Source organism: Ammoniphilus resinae (assembly GCF_017873965.1).
GTDB lineage: Bacteria > Bacillota > Bacilli > Aneurinibacillales > RAOX-1 > Ammoniphilus_A > Ammoniphilus_A resinae.
Window position 1 is genome coordinate 189,490 of sequence record NZ_JAGGKT010000007.1, and the last position, 17,101, is coordinate 206,590.

16 protein-coding genes are annotated in these 17,101 nt (G+C 42.3%); 9 read left to right on the plus strand and 7 right to left on the minus strand.

Annotated elements, in window-relative coordinates:
• Positions 1–233 precede the first annotated feature (233 nt).
• On the plus strand, positions 234–461 hold the full coding sequence (locus J2Z37_RS13210) for a DUF2249 domain-containing protein (RefSeq protein ID WP_209810731.1): 228 nt from the start codon (positions 234–236) through the stop codon (positions 459–461).
• Positions 462–751: 290 nt separating this feature from the next.
• The gene (locus tag J2Z37_RS13215; protein WP_209810732.1) at positions 752–2,257 is read left to right on the plus strand and encodes a nitrate/nitrite transporter; all 1,506 of its coding nucleotides are present in this window, start codon (positions 752–754) and stop codon (positions 2,255–2,257) included.
• 620 nt (positions 2,258–2,877) lie between these two features.
• Here the strand turns inward: J2Z37_RS13215 and J2Z37_RS13220 are convergent.
• Genes J2Z37_RS13220 through ric form a run of 5 tightly spaced genes read right to left on the minus strand, consistent with a single transcriptional unit; the run spans position 2,878 to position 5,658 of the window.
• Entirely contained in the window at positions 2,878–3,177 is a 300-nt protein-coding gene (locus tag J2Z37_RS13220; protein WP_209810733.1) for a metal-sulfur cluster assembly factor, read from the minus strand.
• A 14-nt stretch (positions 3,178–3,191) separates the two neighbouring features.
• A complete protein-coding gene (locus tag J2Z37_RS13225) occupies positions 3,192–4,442 on the minus strand; it encodes a hypothetical protein (RefSeq protein ID WP_209810734.1) in 1,251 nt (416 codons plus the stop codon).
• 9 nt (positions 4,443–4,451) lie between these two features.
• On the minus strand, positions 4,452–4,667 hold the full coding sequence (locus J2Z37_RS25550; protein ID WP_245203788.1) for a DUF2249 domain-containing protein: 216 nt from the start codon (positions 4,665–4,667) through the stop codon (positions 4,452–4,454).
• 6 nt (positions 4,668–4,673) lie between these two features.
• The gene (locus J2Z37_RS25555) at positions 4,674–4,907 is read right to left on the minus strand and encodes a DUF2249 domain-containing protein (protein WP_245203789.1); all 234 of its coding nucleotides are present in this window, start codon (positions 4,905–4,907) and stop codon (positions 4,674–4,676) included.
• Positions 4,908–4,935: 28 nt separating this feature from the next.
• Entirely contained in the window at positions 4,936–5,658 is a 723-nt protein-coding gene (gene ric, locus J2Z37_RS13235; RefSeq protein ID WP_209810735.1) for an iron-sulfur cluster repair di-iron protein, read from the minus strand.
• Between the two features lie 243 nt (positions 5,659–5,901).
• Here ric and J2Z37_RS13240 point away from each other — a divergent pair, with 243 nt between their 5' ends.
• Positions 5,902–7,041 carry a TIGR04053 family radical SAM/SPASM domain-containing protein gene (locus tag J2Z37_RS13240; RefSeq protein ID WP_245203790.1) on the plus strand — a complete coding sequence of 380 codons (1,140 nt, stop codon included), beginning with the start codon at positions 5,902–5,904 and terminating at the stop codon, positions 7,039–7,041.
• Between the two features lie 12 nt (positions 7,042–7,053).
• Positions 7,054–7,773, plus strand: coding sequence for a YwiC-like family protein (locus J2Z37_RS13245; protein WP_209810736.1), 720 nt, complete (start codon positions 7,054–7,056; stop codon positions 7,771–7,773).
• 157 nt (positions 7,774–7,930) lie between these two features.
• Here the strand turns inward: J2Z37_RS13245 and J2Z37_RS13250 are convergent, their stop codons facing one another.
• Positions 7,931–8,449: a hypothetical protein gene (locus tag J2Z37_RS13250; protein WP_209810737.1), complete on the minus strand. Its 519-nt coding sequence runs from the start codon at positions 8,447–8,449 to the stop codon at positions 7,931–7,933.
• A gap of 135 nt (positions 8,450–8,584) precedes the next feature.
• Between J2Z37_RS13250 and J2Z37_RS13255 the strand changes: the two genes are divergently transcribed.
• Complete coding sequence (locus J2Z37_RS13255) at positions 8,585–9,058, plus strand: hypothetical protein (RefSeq protein WP_209810738.1); 474 nt, start codon at positions 8,585–8,587, stop codon at positions 9,056–9,058.
• Between the two features lie 42 nt (positions 9,059–9,100).
• On the opposite strand, the gene acnA is transcribed toward J2Z37_RS13255, so the two are convergent.
• Complete coding sequence (gene acnA / locus J2Z37_RS13260; protein ID WP_209810739.1) at positions 9,101–11,803, minus strand: aconitate hydratase AcnA; 2,703 nt, start codon at positions 11,801–11,803, stop codon at positions 9,101–9,103.
• A 356-nt stretch (positions 11,804–12,159) separates the two neighbouring features.
• On the opposite strand from acnA, the gene J2Z37_RS13265 reads away from it, so the two are divergent.
• The 4 genes from J2Z37_RS13265 (at position 12,160) to J2Z37_RS13280 (ending at position 17,099) form a co-directional block, all read left to right on the plus strand.
• Positions 12,160–12,891 carry an IclR family transcriptional regulator gene (locus tag J2Z37_RS13265; protein ID WP_209810740.1) on the plus strand — a complete coding sequence of 244 codons (732 nt, stop codon included), beginning with the start codon at positions 12,160–12,162 and terminating at the stop codon, positions 12,889–12,891.
• A gap of 367 nt (positions 12,892–13,258) precedes the next feature.
• Complete coding sequence (locus J2Z37_RS13270) at positions 13,259–14,428, plus strand: pyridoxal-phosphate-dependent aminotransferase family protein (protein WP_209810741.1); 1,170 nt, start codon at positions 13,259–13,261, stop codon at positions 14,426–14,428.
• A gap of 15 nt (positions 14,429–14,443) precedes the next feature.
• Complete coding sequence (locus tag J2Z37_RS13275) at positions 14,444–15,139, plus strand: hypothetical protein (protein WP_209810742.1); 696 nt, start codon at positions 14,444–14,446, stop codon at positions 15,137–15,139.
• Between the two features lie 73 nt (positions 15,140–15,212).
• Entirely contained in the window at positions 15,213–17,099 is a 1,887-nt protein-coding gene (locus J2Z37_RS13280) for a sigma 54-interacting transcriptional regulator (protein WP_209810743.1), read from the plus strand.
• Positions 17,100–17,101: the final 2 nt, after the last annotated feature.

Consider the following 17,101-nt stretch of genomic DNA (forward strand, 5'->3'; position numbering starts at 1 on the left):
TCACTGATTGGATCGACCTAATTGGTTAAAATATTTTGAAAAATGATAGGAGTGGATCACGATGCTGTCAGGTGCGGAAATACTTATCCAATCGCTGCTCGAGGTTCGTCCCGGTCATTATAACCATGAAATGAGATAGATTTGAATTTTGTGATGGTCATCACTTCTTCGAGAATGAATTTCATTTAGAATGAAAACTGTAGAAAGAAACCTATTATGAAAAGAGGGATACTATGTTTGCTGCAGAAGTAGACGTTCGTAAATATCTTCCAAGAGAAAAACACCCAACCATCTTCCGGACTTTTGATGATTTGAATAACGGTGAAGCCATGCAAATCATCAATGATCATGATCCAAGACCTCTTCAATATCAATTCATGATGGAGCGCCCAAACCAATTTGAATGGGAATTCATTGAGCAAGGGCCAGAAGTATGGCGTGTTTCAATTAAAAAAATCTAATTTTGTATGAAAAAGGTCAGCCCTATACTTTAGGGTTGGCCCTTTTTATATTTCTAAAATAAAACTACATGTGTCATGAAAAGGGCGCCTACCGATTATAAACGAACCTCCTTACGCACTAGTAGTGGAGGTTTTATAATTTCGTCTAAACGATGACGTCTTTGTTAATGAAGTGTGAACAATGATTGGATATTTTGTGTCACGTGATTAATCTCACAAATATTCTGCACTATCCTTCTTATAATCAATAGAAAGGTTTTATTAAAACATCAAACAAAGGTGGAATCTTTATGATCCAAAGGATTCAATTGCCTCTGCAAACGTTATGTATGATTGCAGCCTTTATTGTATGGGTGCTGCTTTCCCCATTAATTGCCTTTATTAAAGAGGATATCGTATTGACTGCCGGACAAATTGCCTGGATCACAGCCATCCCTGTTTTACTCGGCTCCGTTCTTAGGATACCGGTCGGTTATTTGGCAAATCGGTATGGGGCTAGGGTGATGTTTTTCATTTCTTTCGTTGTTTTACTAGTTCCTGTTTTCTATGTAAGTCATGCAGACTCATTCCTCGACTTGTTCATTGGAAACCTGTTCATCGGGGTTGCTGGTGCAACCTTTTCTATCGGAGTTACATCAGTGCCAAAGTATTATTCCAAAGATCGACATGGGTTTGTTAATGGAATTTATGGAGTTGGGAATATCGGAACTGCAATTACAGCATTTAGTGCACCAGTTTTGGCTAATCATCTTGGGTGGTCAACCACCATCCAGCTCTCTATGATACTGTTAGCTGGGTTTGCTTTGCTAATCTTTCTTTTTGGGGATCGCCATGAGAAAAAGGTAACCACCCCACTCATGAAGCAAATCAGAGAAGTATACAAAAATCAAAAACTTTGGTTTCTAAGCCTATTCTACTTTATTACTTTTGGTTCATTCGTAGCTTTTACCGTTTATTTACCCAATTTCCTTGTTGATTATTTTGGACTAGACAAAGTCGATGCAGGACTTCGGACTGCTGGATATATTGCGCTCGCCACCTTTATCCGTCCTTTAGGGGGATGGCTTGCAGACCGTTGGAATCCCTATCACATATTAATGGTCGTATTTCTTGGCTTGACCGTATCAGGTGTGTTGCTTTCCTTCTCACCGAACATTGAACTTTATACAATCGGAGCGTTAAGCATTGCGGCGTGTGCGGGAGTCGGCAATGGTACAGTATTTAAATTGGTACCCCTTTATTTCAGCAAACAAGCGGGCGTTGTAAACGGTCTGGTTTCTGCAATGGGAGGATTAGGCGGCTTCTTTCCACCATTGGTTCTATCAACTGTTTACGAAATAACCGGTCATTACGCCATCGGTTTCATGGCCCTTTCTCAATTTGCCTTAGCTAGCTTCGTGATTGTTTTGTGGATGTTTTATCAAGATAAAATGTACTTGGCATCGCAAGTTATTGAGAGTACTGTGGAGGGTGTTCTAATTACAGATTTAAAAGGGAAGATAGTCTCCGTAAACCCATCGTTTACAAAGGTCACAGGGTATGCACCCGATGAGGTCATTGGAAAAGAACCCCGGATCTTCAGCTCCGGAATACAGGGAAAAGATTTCTACGAAAAAATGTGGAAAGACATCGCTGAAACTGGACAGTGGACCGGAGAAATCTGGAACAAACGAAAGAATGGCGAGATCTATCAGCAATTGTTGACTATTAGTTCGATTAGAAATGAGGCTGGGGAATTGAAAAACTATGCCGGTATGTTTAGCGATATTACGCAAATGAAGAATAAGATAGGCTAGAGAAAAGGGGAGCGATTCGTCTCGGGATCGTTCCTCTTTTTTGTGTTGGCTTTGATTCGGACTGAATCTCGTTGGTTCCGCCAAACAGAGTCCGAATCACCCCTCGATTCGGACTGACTCTCGCTGATTGCGCTAAACAGAGTCCGAATCACCCCTCGATTCGGACTGACTCTTGTTGGTTCCGCCAAACAGAGTCCGAATCACCCCTCGATTCGGACTGACTCTCGTTGGTTCCGCCAAACAGAGTCCGAATCACCTCTGGATTCGGACTGAATCCCGTTGATTTAGCTAGACTGAGTCCGAATCACCCCTTGATTCGGACTGAACCTCGTTGGTTCCGCCAAACAGAGTCCGAATCACCCCTCGATTCAGACTGACTCTCGCAGGTTCCACCAAACAGAGTCCGAATCAACCTTATAGCGAGTTGTTTGACCAGGGATCATTCCTTCATCGGGTCTATGGACATTCCCAGTGGAGATGGCTCAAGCTTTGTCCTTCATAACCGCCTAGAGGCCATTTTGGATATCTGATCAAATGGGAGAGTGCTCAAAGGGTAACTACCCCGCCCCCCAGACACAACAAAACCCGGTGATCACCACCGGGTTTTCCTTGCGCAATTATTACGCTCTTCCTAGCATATTTTTTGCTCTTTCGGACATCATTTCTGGGTTCCAAGCTGGAGTCCAGGTTAACTCAACATTTGCCCGCTTTACACCTTCGATTTGCAAGATAGCATTGCGTGCACCAGCTGTGATGCTGTCATGCATTGGACAACCAGGGGTAGTTAGTGTAATAGTGGCATTAACAATATCATCTTCAATCAACACATCGTAAACTAATCCTAAGTCAACGATATTAATTCCAAGCTCTGGGTCATACACTTCATAAAGTTTTTGCATTACCATTTCTTCGGTTATCATGGGACATTTCTCCTTTACTTTCGAAATACTTCAAATACCATATAGGTAAACAAGATAGCTGCCACAAGGAGTAGGGTCTGTGACAGGTAAAGCAAACTGGAAAGTGAAGCCAAAATCCCGATTGTAAAACCAATTAAGCCAATAGCGGTTGTGATAAAAATAATTCTTGCGAGTCGTTCATTCATTAGGTCCTTAAGAAGTGGGACGTTGGCTCTTCCAATCAAATCGCTGTATTTTTTCGTCCACCATAGAAACGGAACAATCTTGTACATATAACCCATTATGCTGTATGAGATCCAACCAAAGATGAACAAATACACAAGGGAGATAAGCAAGCGGTTCCCCAAGTTAAATCCCAATGTTAAAGGAAAAAGCAGCATTGGCACTAATCCAAAAAGGACCGCCATAATGGCTGTAGTGAATCCAACATCCAGCTTTTTCTTCATTCTCTTCTGTAGAATATCCTTTACATGGAGGAGGAAGAGAATATAATTTAAGGCTACAATAATCAGCCCAACGACAATTAAAATCATGAAGCCAGTAAATAAGCCTAAGATGGTTGCAATCATCCCAATATGTGTGATTGGCAGCATCCGCTTCGGCAATGTCTCCCCAAATCCATGGGAGAGTGAAAACATCGGGACCATCTTGAATGAAAATCCAAAAATTAAAAGGGTGAACCACCCGACAACCCCTGTAAGTATATGGGTATAAAACAGATTTTGGTATATTTCTCCTAAAAAACTCCATTTAAAATTCGCAGCAAGTGTGATGCCAATCAAAATCGTTATGAATAAGTAAACTAAAGCTGACAGGATAAATTGAGATATATAGGTCTGTTCCGGCATCATACTAATGGTCTTACACATATTAAAAATAAAAAGCAGGATGCCGATGACGGTTAAAATGCCAAATGTAACAAGAACAGACGGCTGAAACCAAAAAAAGCCGTGGAGCAGACCAAGGATTCCGATGGTGTATACAAAAAATTGAATGTATCCTAATTTTTCGCTGTAAATGGGTACCTGCAAAGCAACCGAGACCAATTGATACATTGCACCCATAGCTACCATCATGGCCCATCCTAATAGGGTAAGGTGGGCGGCTGTCCAAAGGACAGGCCCACGAACATTCCCATCAATAAATGAGGGAATACCTAAATATAGGATAACATTCAACAGCAGAAACGCGACGACTCCTGTCAGCAAAAAATAGAAAGGCAGTTTACTGATCGGTGTGTTCGATGTTGCAGCGGCTGGGAACATAAGTTATCCTCATTTCGTGATGATGATTTGAAAGCTTCCATCCGGTAGTTGAGAAGTTTCGTAGCTATAGCCCCGCTCATCAAGCTCTGGATACAAGAACATTGGCTGTCTGTCATTGTTGATTGTTAAACGGTCGCCTTTTTCCATCTCATCAAGTTTTTGTAGTGTCCGAATCATTGGCTGCGGTGGTGTCAGCCCTCGGTTATTGAGGCTGTACTCGGCCATTCAAAATCACCCCTCACGGGTAAATGTGATTACATAATGGTCCTCTGCTTTACATTCCACCGAATTTGCATATCCTTTTGATTTCATTACATTAAGCAGTGGGGTTGGATTAAATGTTGCGTGCATGACAAACACATCAGTTGGTTTTAGCTTTTCTACGGTTTCCATAATCACCTGAAAAGGTTCTTGTTTTGCCAATAAAATTGGGCGGACATCCAATTCAACAATATTTTGCTCCATAATAAAGCCCTCCATCCAAATATTATATTTAATCAACTAAAATTGTTAGCTCGTTTTCCAATCTTGGGAAAAGGATATTGTTTTCTAAATGGATATGCTGGAACATATCAGACTCTAAGGCTTCCAATCTTTTAAAGGTTAGAGTATAGGTTGCACAAGCTTCCTCCGGAAGAGTAAAATCGTTTGTTACCTGGCGAATTTGCTCAAGCAAATTACCAGATGCCTTATGCTCTTCGTCTAACTCCCTATTTGCTGTGACAATCGTGTTCAACTTATCTTCAGAATGATCTTTTTCATATTCCTTAATAAGTGGGAAAATCACTTCTTCTTCCTTAATCATGTGCTGCTCCATATCCATCTTCAATTCATGAAATAACTTATGAAGCTGTGCCAACTCTGAATGATTTGGTCCGTGAACACGAAGAATTTTGGTCACATAACCACTCAACTCAGGCAGTTCTTGATGTAGAAAGGCGTGATGGGTAGATACAACGTGGTCGATTAATTCACCGTAAGGAGCCTGCTCCCAATCCCGATCACTTGAATTTAAATTCTTCATTTCCTCGTACAATTGATTTAATTGGTTTAAAAATGCACCTTCATCTATATTCTTTTCCTGCAAGGCCTCACTAAGTGGTCGATTTCCTCCACAGCAAAAGTCAATCCTGTTCTGCTTAAACAAATCACTTGCCTTCGGCAAACGTTTTACAATATCTCCGATTTTGTTTGAACTTTCAAAGATCGTTTGCATAGCCTCTACCTCCTTAGGATTAACACTATCTACACCTTAAAATGTACAGCTTTTTCCTTTTGCCATCCGTGACATTGATCACTAAATGATAATTATTTTCAAAAGGAATTCAATATTACCATCATCGTTCCTGTGATTAATGTCATAGTGAAGATATTTTCTAATAGTTAAAATGTGCATATAAGACTTGATAATTATTTTCAATTTCAATTTCAAGCCTACCTGGAGAAGGAGGATCTGTATATGTTTAAAAATAGTGAAATTATGGATACAAAAGGAATAAATCCCTACCGTGATTACAATGAAAATCCCTTTATTGTGATCTGGGAGGTAACCCGGGCGTGTGCACTTAAATGTTTGCATTGTCGTGCCGAGGCGCAATACAAACGAGATCCGCGTGAACTTTCCTTTGAAGAAGGAACGAAATTATTAGATCAGATCGCTGAAATGGATAATCCGTTGTTAGTGTTCACAGGCGGCGACCCATTAATGCGGGAAGATATTTATGATCTGGCAAAATACGCTATTAGCATTGGGTTAAGTGTATCGATGACCCCAAGCGCTACACCGAGGGTAACAAAGCGTGCAATAGAGCAAGCGAAGGAAGTGGGATTGTCCCGTTGGGCGTTCAGTTTAGATGGTTCAACTGCGGAAATTCACGACCGTTTTCGTGGAACCAATGGATCATTTGATCTAACAATGAATGCAATCCAGTACTTAAAAGAATTAGAGATTCCGTTGCAAATTAACACAACGGTGTCTCGATATAACCTCGATGATCTGCCAAAGATTGCGGAGAAAATGACAGAGCTTGGCGTTGTATTATGGAGCGTATTTTTCCTTGTTCCTACTGGGCGGGGAAAGGAATCAGATATGATTTCCCCAGTGGAACACGAACAAGTCTTCAATTGGTTGTATGACCTCAACAAGAGGGTTCCCTACGATATTAAAACAACAGCTGCCCAACATTACCGCAGGGTTGTTGTACAAAGGAAAAAGGAAGAATTGGCGGAAAGCAAAAACGGTCACCTAGATGCACCTTTTGAACCGTTAAAGATCAAAGATGTGATTGGCCGGGCGCCAAAAGGAGTAAATGATGGAAATGGTTTTGTTTTTATTTCACATATTGGGGACGTATATCCAAGTGGATTATTACCTGTCGTTTGTGGAAATATAAGGGAACAGAGCTTGGCATCGATCTATCGGGATTCTCCTGTTTTTCAATCTTTAAGAAATCCCGATGGATTTAAAGGGAAATGTGGAGTGTGTGAATATCGTCATCTTTGCGGAGGATCAAGATCTCGTGCTTATGCTATGACCGGTGATTATTTGGAAAGTGAGCCATTCTGCACCTATATCCCACAAGCTTATACACAAGCATAAGGAGCTAGAAGAATGAAGCTGATGTTGCCGAAGCAGCATGGATCCTGGGCGATGTTTTTAGTTCCCCTGTTCATCGGAATAGGGGCGGGGCAGCAACAATGGGTCCATGTTCCCCTTGTCCTTGGATGGTTTCTTTTTTATGCTGCGTCTTTCCCTTTATTGCGCCTTTTTCAAGTGGAAAAAGGACGGGAATCTTTTGTAAGGTGGGTTTTCATTTATTTTGGACTTGGCATTCTTTTGATGGTCATTCCACTTTACCACGATCTCTCGATCATTTGGTTCGGATTTGCCCTCCTTCCGTTTTTTTTGGTTAATATTTATTTTGCCAAAATGAAAAATGAACGAGCGGTATTAAATGATTTCTCAGCGATAGCCAGTTTAGCTTTGGGAGGAACCGTTAGCTACTATGTTGGAACGGGAGAGCTAGACCAAAACGCCTTCTATATTTGGGTGTTCTGTGTACTATTCTTTATGGGGAGCGTGTTTTTTGTTAAATCATTAATCCGCGAAAAGCGCAATGCGAATTTCCGCTGGGTTTCCTGGGGGTATCATATTGCGATGGCTTTAGCAATCCTCTTGACAGCTTATCCTTTACTTATTCTCGCATTTGTGCCAAGCGTAGTCCGTGCACTGTTTTTATACGGGAGGAAACTGTCCCCCAAGCAAATAGGAATTATTGAGATTGTGAATTCAGTATATTTTGCTGTGTTTTTAATGGTTTTTATAGGTTAAGGGAAAAATCGGTGTATAACCGATTTTTTTACGTTAAATATTTCTTTCCGGTGGGTTCCCCTTCAAGTTTTGGCATTTGGTAAGAAATAGCGTCTTTACAGTCCGCTTGGCTTTGTAATCGGACCAGAAGCCTTATTTGGGTAAAATCCCCAAGAACTTATTTGTTTAGAATCCGCGGAGATTTAATGCAAAGCTGAAACCAATTTTTAACAGGGGAAATTTCCCTGTTTATATTAGAACCATGTACATCTTCCAATAGTAGATCTTCAGGGCACTTTCTTTTTAATTCACACAGTTCTTTCCATGTCAGCCCTTGAAAAGAGCGAATTATTTCTTGACGATGATTCCTTTGTTTCTCCTCCAATTGTTTGCGCAACTCTTGCATTTCTTCTGTTAATTCCTGAATCGTTAATTGAAGACTTTCCATAATGGTTGTATCGGAGTAGAAATGCTTGTCCAAAATGATATTAATCACTTCATCTTTTAACTGAAGCTGTTTGGCAAGGTGGATCACAGCAAATATCTTGGCTGCTTGTGTGGTGTATTTTAATTGATTTTCCTGTCGATACGTGGGAATATAAAAATCAAATTGATATTTCCAGCGAAGAAGGGTTTGCCAGTCTACATTTAATTCGTTAGAAATCTCTTTGATTGAATACAATCCGACTTCATTCATCACGGGTCACCTTTCATTTTTCATTCTATATGATACAGCGTATCAGAAGATGCGGGAAAAGGTTGTCGGAAACTGTGCGATTTTATTGTATAGTTTTGCTGAACGATGTATAACTAACATGAAGGGGGAGAGCAAATGGACCAATCTTTTAAATCGATGAAAAGCGTATCGCCTTCCGAATTGAAGGAACGTGTCGAGACGATCAAGGATGTCTCACAAAACGACACAGAGGCCTATGAGGTGATTCGTGATAGAGTCACTGGAGAACAATATCTTCACTATGCTTATCTTCATATAAATTTCACTTCAGAGGGGGAGAAGGAGGTGTTCCATCATCTGCTCCCATTAGAGAATGATCAGGTGTTGGATATAATTATTAACGGTGAACTTTATAATTATCCTGAAAACTGGCAGACCCCATATTTACGAAGTGGTCCAGAGGGGAGCTTAGTATGGTTCGATCCTACGGATTTAAAAGAGGACCAGGAGGAAGAAAAAACAGCACTTGAAATTCAGAAAAAGCTGGAAGAGTATAAGGCCAAGGGAAATCTCGATGATGATTCATTGAAAAAAATGCTTGAGGAAATTGAGAATTTGTGGAAGAAATAAAACAAATAAAGGAGCCTATATTAGGCTCCTTTTTGCGTGAGACTATTTATTTGCCAATTGACGAAGAACAGTCTGAAGAATTCCACCATTGCGGTAGTATTCAATGTCAACCACGCTGTCCAAACGAACAACAGCATCAAATTCAAGGCTGCTTCCATCTTCACGGGTTGCTTTTACTTTAATTTTTTGACCTGGTTTAATGTCATTGCTTAAACCGGTAATATCATAGGTTTCCTTTCCAGTGATGCCAAGGGATTCAGCATTGGTTCCATCAGCGAACTGTAAAGGAAGGACACCCATACCTACCAGGTTGCTGCGGTGAATCCGTTCAAAGCTTTCGGCAATAACGGCTTTAATGCCAAGCAGTAAGGTTCCTTTTGCAGCCCAGTCACGAGAACTTCCTGTACCGTATTCTTTACCTGCAATAACAACAAGTGGGGTACCTGCATCTTGATATTTCATCGAAGCATCATAGATGGACATGACTTCACCAGTTGGCAGATAAGTGGTTACACCACCCTCAGTTCCTGGTGCCATCTTGTTACGGATACGAATATTGGCGAAGGTTCCGCGCATCATAACTTCATGGTTACCACGACGGGATCCATAGGAGTTAAAGTCAATACGCTTCACTCCATTTTCCTGAAGGTATAATCCTGCAGGGCTGTCTGCCTTGATATTTCCGGCTGGGGAAATATGGTCTGTTGTTACAGAGTCCCCAAGGTAAGCTAGTGTTGTTGCACCAGTAATATCAGCAATATCATTTAAGTTCTCGGAGAGCTCCATAAAGAACGGAGGCTCTTGAATGTAAGTGGAGGATTTATCCCACTCATAGAGATCGCCAGTAGGTGCATCAATTTGATTCCAGCGGCTATTTGCCTTAAAGACATCTTCATAACGCTTGCGGAATAGTTCAGGACGAACCGCCGAACTTAGTGTATCTTGGATTTCTTTCGAAGTTGGCCAAATATCTTTCAGATAAACCGGTTGATTATTTTGATCATATCCAAGCGGTTCGTTAGTTAAATCAATATCCACAGTTCCTGCCAAAGCATAAGCAATAACTAATGGAGGAGAAGCAAGGTAGTTTGCTTTCACTTGGGCATGAATTCGTCCTTCAAAGTTACGGTTACCGGATAAAACGGCAGCAACAGTCAAATCAGAATCGGCAATCGCCTTGCTAACTTCTTCAGGAAGTGGACCGGAGTTACCGATACAGGTCGCACAACCGTAACCAGCCACGTTGAACCCAAGGGTTTCTAGAGCGTCTAAAAGTCCTGCTTCTTTTAAATAATCTGTTACAACGCGGGAACCAGGAGTCAAACTGCTCTTTACATAAGCAGGTTTCTTTAGTCCTTTTTCCACTGCTTTTTTCGCGATTAATCCGGCACCGATCAATACGCTAGGATTGGAGGTGTTTGTACAGCTAGTAATCGCTGTGATCACAACCGCTCCGTTTTTCATGACTGTTTTTTCACCATTCGGATGTTCAACAGTCACTTCTTTCTTTAATTGCTCATCAGCTAGACCAAATCCACCTTTATCAATAGGGGTCCGTACCGCATCGTTAAAAGCCTGCTTCATATCGCCAAGTTCAACGCGGTCTTGCGGACGCTTCGGACCAGCTAAGGAAGAGGTTACTGTGGAAAGATCCAATTCAACGATATCGGAATAGACTGGTTCTTGACTTTCGGAAGAATAGAACATTCCTTGGGCTTTATAGTAGCTTTCAACAAGGGAAATTTGTTCTTCGCTGCGTCCAGTTAGGCGCATATAATTAAGTGTTTCTTCATCAACTGGGAAGAAACCAATAGTAGCTCCATACTCAGGGGCCATGTTTGCAACTGTTGCCCGGTCTGCCAAGCTCATGCTCTGTACACCAGGACCAAAGTATTCAACGAATTTACCAACTACACCCTTTTTGCGAAGAATATTCGTTACAGTTAGGGCAAGGTCTGTGGCGGTTGCACCTTCAGACAGTTTTCCAGTCATTTTAAATCCAACAACTTCAGGTGTAACGAAATACAAAGGCTGTCCTAACATTCCTGCTTCAGCTTCAATTCCCCCTACACCCCAGCCGACTACACCAAGACCATTGATCATGGTGGTATGTGAGTCAGTACCAACGAGTGAATCTGGGAATACCTGTGTTTCGCCGTCTACTTCCCGAGTAGCCGCTACAGATGCTAGGTATTCAAGGTTAACCTGGTGGACAATCCCTGTGGAAGGTGGTACGGCACGGAAATTATTGAATGCAGTTTGTGCCCAGCGAAGGAAACGATAACGTTCACTGTTGCGTTCAAATTCAATCTTTTCATTTTCTTCCAAAGCACTGTTTGTACCGAAGCTATCAACCATAACAGAGTGGTCAATAACGAGGTCAACAGGGACGAGAGGGTTGATTTTGGAAACATCTCCACCCATCCGTTCCATTGTTGCGCGCATCGCTGCTAGGTCAACAACCGCTGGAACCCCTGTAAAGTCCTGTAATACAATACGAGCGGGTTTAAATGGAACCTCTTGATTTGGATCGCGTTCTACGGTCCAGTTCGCAAGTTTTTTAACATGTTCTTCAGTAATTGCTACACCATCAAATTGACGGACAGCAGCTTCCAACAGCACCCTGATCGAATACGGGAGTTTAGATACAGGTCCCAATTGCTCAAGATTCTGGATGTTGTAATAACGATACGTTTTATCCCCTACCTTTAAATCGGAGAGAACATTAAAAAAATCTTTTGCCATTTTTTCCTTTGACCTCCTTCAACGACATATATGGAAACTATTGCTTCCTATAAAGCAGAAACATGATTCGATTTTGTTTCATCTGATGAAACTTAGTTTCTCCTAATAACATTATACTACGTAATAATAATGCCGTACATATCCATTTTAATTAATTTGCAAATATATCCGTCAAATAAAAGAGTATTGGCTCTCCTTTACCAAGTACATTTCCTGGGATATAATATTACTGTGTGCAATCGGGTTTTGTAGAGTGAAACTCTATAGGAGACTAGAGCCATTACTCAATCCCTAATTTAGGATTTCCCGGATTATAATTATTAACCAAATCTTTCTTTCCAGTGGAGTGATATACAATGGAAGAGAATAAACATACTGTACGTGCTGTTGAACGTGCATTGGATATCCTGTTATGTTTTACCGAAAGCAAGGAACTCAGTCTTACAGAGATTTCACATCAGGTTTCTTTAAATAAAAGCACAGTTTATCGGTTACTTGCTTCCTTGGAGGGGAAGGGCTTTCTGATTCGTGATAAAATGACGGACAAATATCGGCTAGGTTTTCGCCTGTGGGAGCTATCTGCCAATTTGGTACGGGATGACGACCCGGCTATTTTATTTCTTCCGGAAATGGAAAGGATTAGAGATTTAATTGGTGAAACGATTAGTCTCTACGTGCGTGATGGTTTGGAAAGGATCCGCATTCAAGCTGTTGAAGGCAATCAGGCCATTCGCCGTGTGGCACCGATCGGGGTCAGAATGCCTTTAACAGTTGGAGCCTCAAGCAAGGTTCTTGTTGCCTTTTCTGAAGAAATCGACCTAAATGATTTTAAATGGCCGGAGACCGTTGATCAGCAGAAGTATACTGAACAATTGAAAAGGATTCGGGAAGCGGGATTTGCGACTAGTGCTGAAGAACGGGAGCAAGGGACAGCAGCCATTGCCGCCCCGGTGTTTAATCGTCACGGAAAAGTGATTTGTGCATTGTGTGTATCCGGTCCCGTTTCAAGGTTAACGATCGATAAAATGTTGGAGATCGCTCCGCTTGTAATGGACTCCGCTAAAAGAATGGGCAGAATAGCCAGGTAGAATTGCGCAGCTTTCAGGGGCTCCTATCTTTTTGACAATAAGGGGAATTCCTCCCCTTATTATCAGCCCCCCACTGTAGGTCAAACGCCACCATAGAAAGAATCCCTATTAAGAAAAACGAGATTAGGAACCCCTCCAAACTATTCCCTTTTGAAACTACGAAACTGTTTCACTGTTTCTATACGAAACACCCGACTAACCATGTCCGTTATCAATCTCATCCAATCCTTTCTCCAATACCCTAACTTTCCCCTAATCCGAACATGATTACCGCCAAAAGAACCTAAAACACATTCGTTTTCTCAGTTTGGCATGCTAATTGCTTAAATCATTGGTAGATGAAATTTTACCAAGAGGAGAGGATTACATGTTTTCTGAAAAAATGGATTTAAGATTGCCAGGGCCTGTTCAGGTTCCGAAGGAAATTCAACGTGCAATGCTGCGATCGTTCGATCATCCGATGATGGATTACAGAAATGAGGAATTTCAAGGTATTTTGAAAGAGGCTGCGGAGGTCTCCAAAGAAATTTTCCAAACCCGTAACGATGTTTACATTCTTTGTGGAAGTGGCGCATCAGCTCTGGAAACTTCCATGATTAATATTGCTGGCCCTGGTGATACCATTTTAATCTGTGTGATCGGTTATTTCGGGGAATATCTGACCGACATCGCTTCCCATCTGGGGATTAACGTGATTCGTGTGGATGCACCATGGGGGGAGATTGTCGATCCTGAAGCGGTTAAGCAGGCATTGGATCAACACCCTGAAATTAAGGCCGTATACGCTACACATTGTGAGACATCTACCGGTGCAATCAATAATATTCAGGCTTTAGCTGGAATCATCAAGGACTATGATGCGATTTTTGTTGTTGATGCGGTCAGTTCTATTGCGGGAACCCCTCTCTATATGGATGAATGGGGGATCGATATAGTCGCAACCGGCGGACAGAAAGCATTGATGCTGCCTCCTGGAAATGCGCTTGTAACAGTAAGTGAAAAAGCCTGGGGGATGATCCAGGAGCATAAATGTCCTTCCTTCTATTTTGATCTAAAGAAATATAGGGAATTAATTCATAAGGGACATACTCCGTATACACCTAATATTGCACTTGTCAATGGATTGCTGGAATCCTGCCGAATGATTGAAAGAGCAGGTGGCATGGAGGCGTCTTTTAAGCGTCATGCGGCGCTGCGAGATATGACAAGAGCAGGGGTTCGCGCACTTGGTTTGCCTTTGCTTGTGGAAGATTCAGCTGCAAGTCCAACCCTTACTTCAGTTGTTTTTGATTTAGCTGATGCGGATCAATTCCGCAAGATGATGAGAGAAGAATTCCATGTAGCTGTAGGTGGAGGGCTTGGAAAACTAAAAGGCAAACTGCTTCGTTTGGGCCATATGGGATATACCGATGCGGCCGATCTTTTGAAAATGTTTGCAGCTTTAGAATTGGGGCTGAAGAAAATCGGGTGTGAAGTGGAGTTAGGAAAGAGTGTAGCAGCCGCGCAGGCCCATTGGATAGAAAATCCTAATTGTTAAACTGGGTGACCTAGGATGAATGTTTTGGAGCGGGTATTTGCCCGTGCAGCGAAACGCCAGTCCGTGCAGCCGGGGGAATTTGTAAAGCTTGAACCCGATTGGGTATTAGGTTATAAAGACTCTTTCCTTTACGCCATGGAAAGTTTCCAAAAAGAGGGCTTTGAACAGGTTATTAAACCAGAACGCATTAGGCTAGCCTTGGATCTCCATTCCCCTGACACCTTTATTCTCAGTTTTTGCCGCAGGTATGGTATTCGACCATGTGCATTACAAGAGGATCCACTGAAATTCATACGAGATCAGGGGCAACAAAAAATGTCGGGTTTATTCATAGCGGGTGGCGGATGGGAGGTCTGTCAGTATGGTGCCTACGGTGCCGCAGCTATCCTGATCCCCCCACAAAAGATGGGGAATCTCCTAGGTGTAGGTTCTCTTGAAATGAACATTCCAGAAATGTTTTTTATTGAGTTAAGTGCAAGCTCTAAGCAAAGGCAATCTTTAGCAGCCTGGGCGGAACAAATCACTCATCAATTTGGCGTGGATGGGTTGAGCGGGTTGGGGGTCATACTCGGGGGAAGCGCCTTTAAATCTATGAATTGGGAAGATATGAAAGCGATTATTCGTCTCCTTTATGAAGTGGGGGCGGTAGTGGCGGTTGTCTCTCCGCAAGGTCCGATGGGTCAGGTAGAAAAAGTGATAAAAATGAAATAGGGTCCAACAAAGAGGGATTTAGGCCAGTTTAATAGAATTGTTATTTTATGAAAATTGGGAACAGGAGGCGCTTATGGACCCTATACAACTTATAGCCCCTTTTGAAGACCAAGCGAAGGTTGCTGAGCAGGCATGTGAGAAGCTTGGGGTGAAGATCCCCATCCATGTAGGAAGTATGGATGAAGCGGTGAAGCATGCGAAACGAGCAGAAGCCAGCGGTGTGGAAGTGCTGATTAGCCGCGGAACTTCTGCTTGGAAAATAGCGCAATCCGGCGTTAATATCCCTCTCGTTGAGATCCCGATCACTGGATATGATCTTCTTCGTGCATTTATGGAAGCTAGACAGTTAGGTCAAAAAATTGGAATAGCGGATATCCCAGATGTTTTACACGGGGTGGAGGCTCTGGAGGAGATTTTTCATTATCCCATCGAAAAACACGTGATAGAGTCACTGGAAGATGTAGATCTTGCCGTTCACCGCTTAATGGAGCGGGACATCGAGGTTCTCATTGGGAAATGGGTTTATGTACAAAAGTTGAAGGAAACACCTATCAAGACGGTCGTTTTGTCCTCGGGTATCGAGTCGATTATTCAGGCGATTAAGGAGGCTAAGAACCTTCTGGAGGTTCGCCGCAAAGAAGCGGCCAGATCGAAGCAGATTCGAGCGATTCTCGATTTTATTGCAGATGGCGTCATCTCTGTTGATGAACAAGGGAAGGTTTCAGTTTGCAATCCTGCTGCCGAGAAAATCTTAAATATTCAATCCACCGACATTGTTGGAAGAAAAATTGATGATATTTTACCCCAGTCGCGTATCAATCAAGTCCTTCTTAGTGGGAGAGAAGAGCTAAATTCCATCCAGGAGTATAACGGAACGAAGATGATCGCAAATCGAATCCCGATTCTTTATGGAGAAAAAGTGATGGGGGTAGTCAATACTTTCCAGGAATTAAAAAAACTACAGCAGCAAGAACAAGAAATTCGTAAAAAGCTTTCACATCAAGGCCATGTGACGAAATATCAGTTAGACAAAATTGTGGGCACCAGTCCTTCCTTTCTGGGAGCCATGGAAAAGGTCAGCAACTATGCCAAAGCGGATTCTACTATTCTTCTTTCTGGAGAAACAGGTGTAGGAAAAGAAGTTTTTGCCCACATGATTCATAACTTGAGCCATCGCAGCAAGGGTCCGTTCGTCGCGGTAAACTGTGCTGCTATCCCGGAAAACCTGCTAGAAAGTGAGTTGTTTGGTTATGTGGAAGGTGCTTTCACAGGGGCCAAAAAAGGCGGGAAAACTGGTTTGTTTGAGTTAGCCCATGGTGGAACAATCTTTTTGGATGAAATCGGGGAACTAGCGGCCTCCCTTCAGGCGCGATTGCTTCGGGTCCTGCAGGAGGAAGAAGTGATGCGACTGGGTGACGAACGGGTCATTCCTATAGATATCCGAGTAGTAACTGCATCCAATCGGGATTTAGAAGAAATGGTGGAGGCGGGCGGTTTTCGTGCAGACCTCTTTTATCGCATAAATATTCTTCATATCCACGTTCCGGCATTAAGAGAAAGGAAGGAAGATATTCCACTTTTATGCGATCTGTTTTTAGAGGAGCTTGAAGATCAGATTCACAAAAAGATTTGTGGTTTTAAGCAAGAGGCCATGCAGATTATGCAAGAATACCATTGGCCGGGTAATATCCGCCAACTTCGCAATGTAGTAGAAAGGGCAGCAATTCTTTCCGCTGATGAGTGGATTGATCAGGAGACAGTAATTGAGGCGGGTGGGCGTGCGTTTCAGTCCATCGGATTGACTTATCGTCCACAAATAAATGAAACAAGTAAATTAGAGGATTATGAAATTAAACATATTCTGCAAGTATTAGAGCAGGTTGGAGGGAATCAAACCGAGGCAGCCAAAATTCTAGGGATTGGCCGCACTACCTTATGGCGGAAATTAAATAGAAGGTAGGG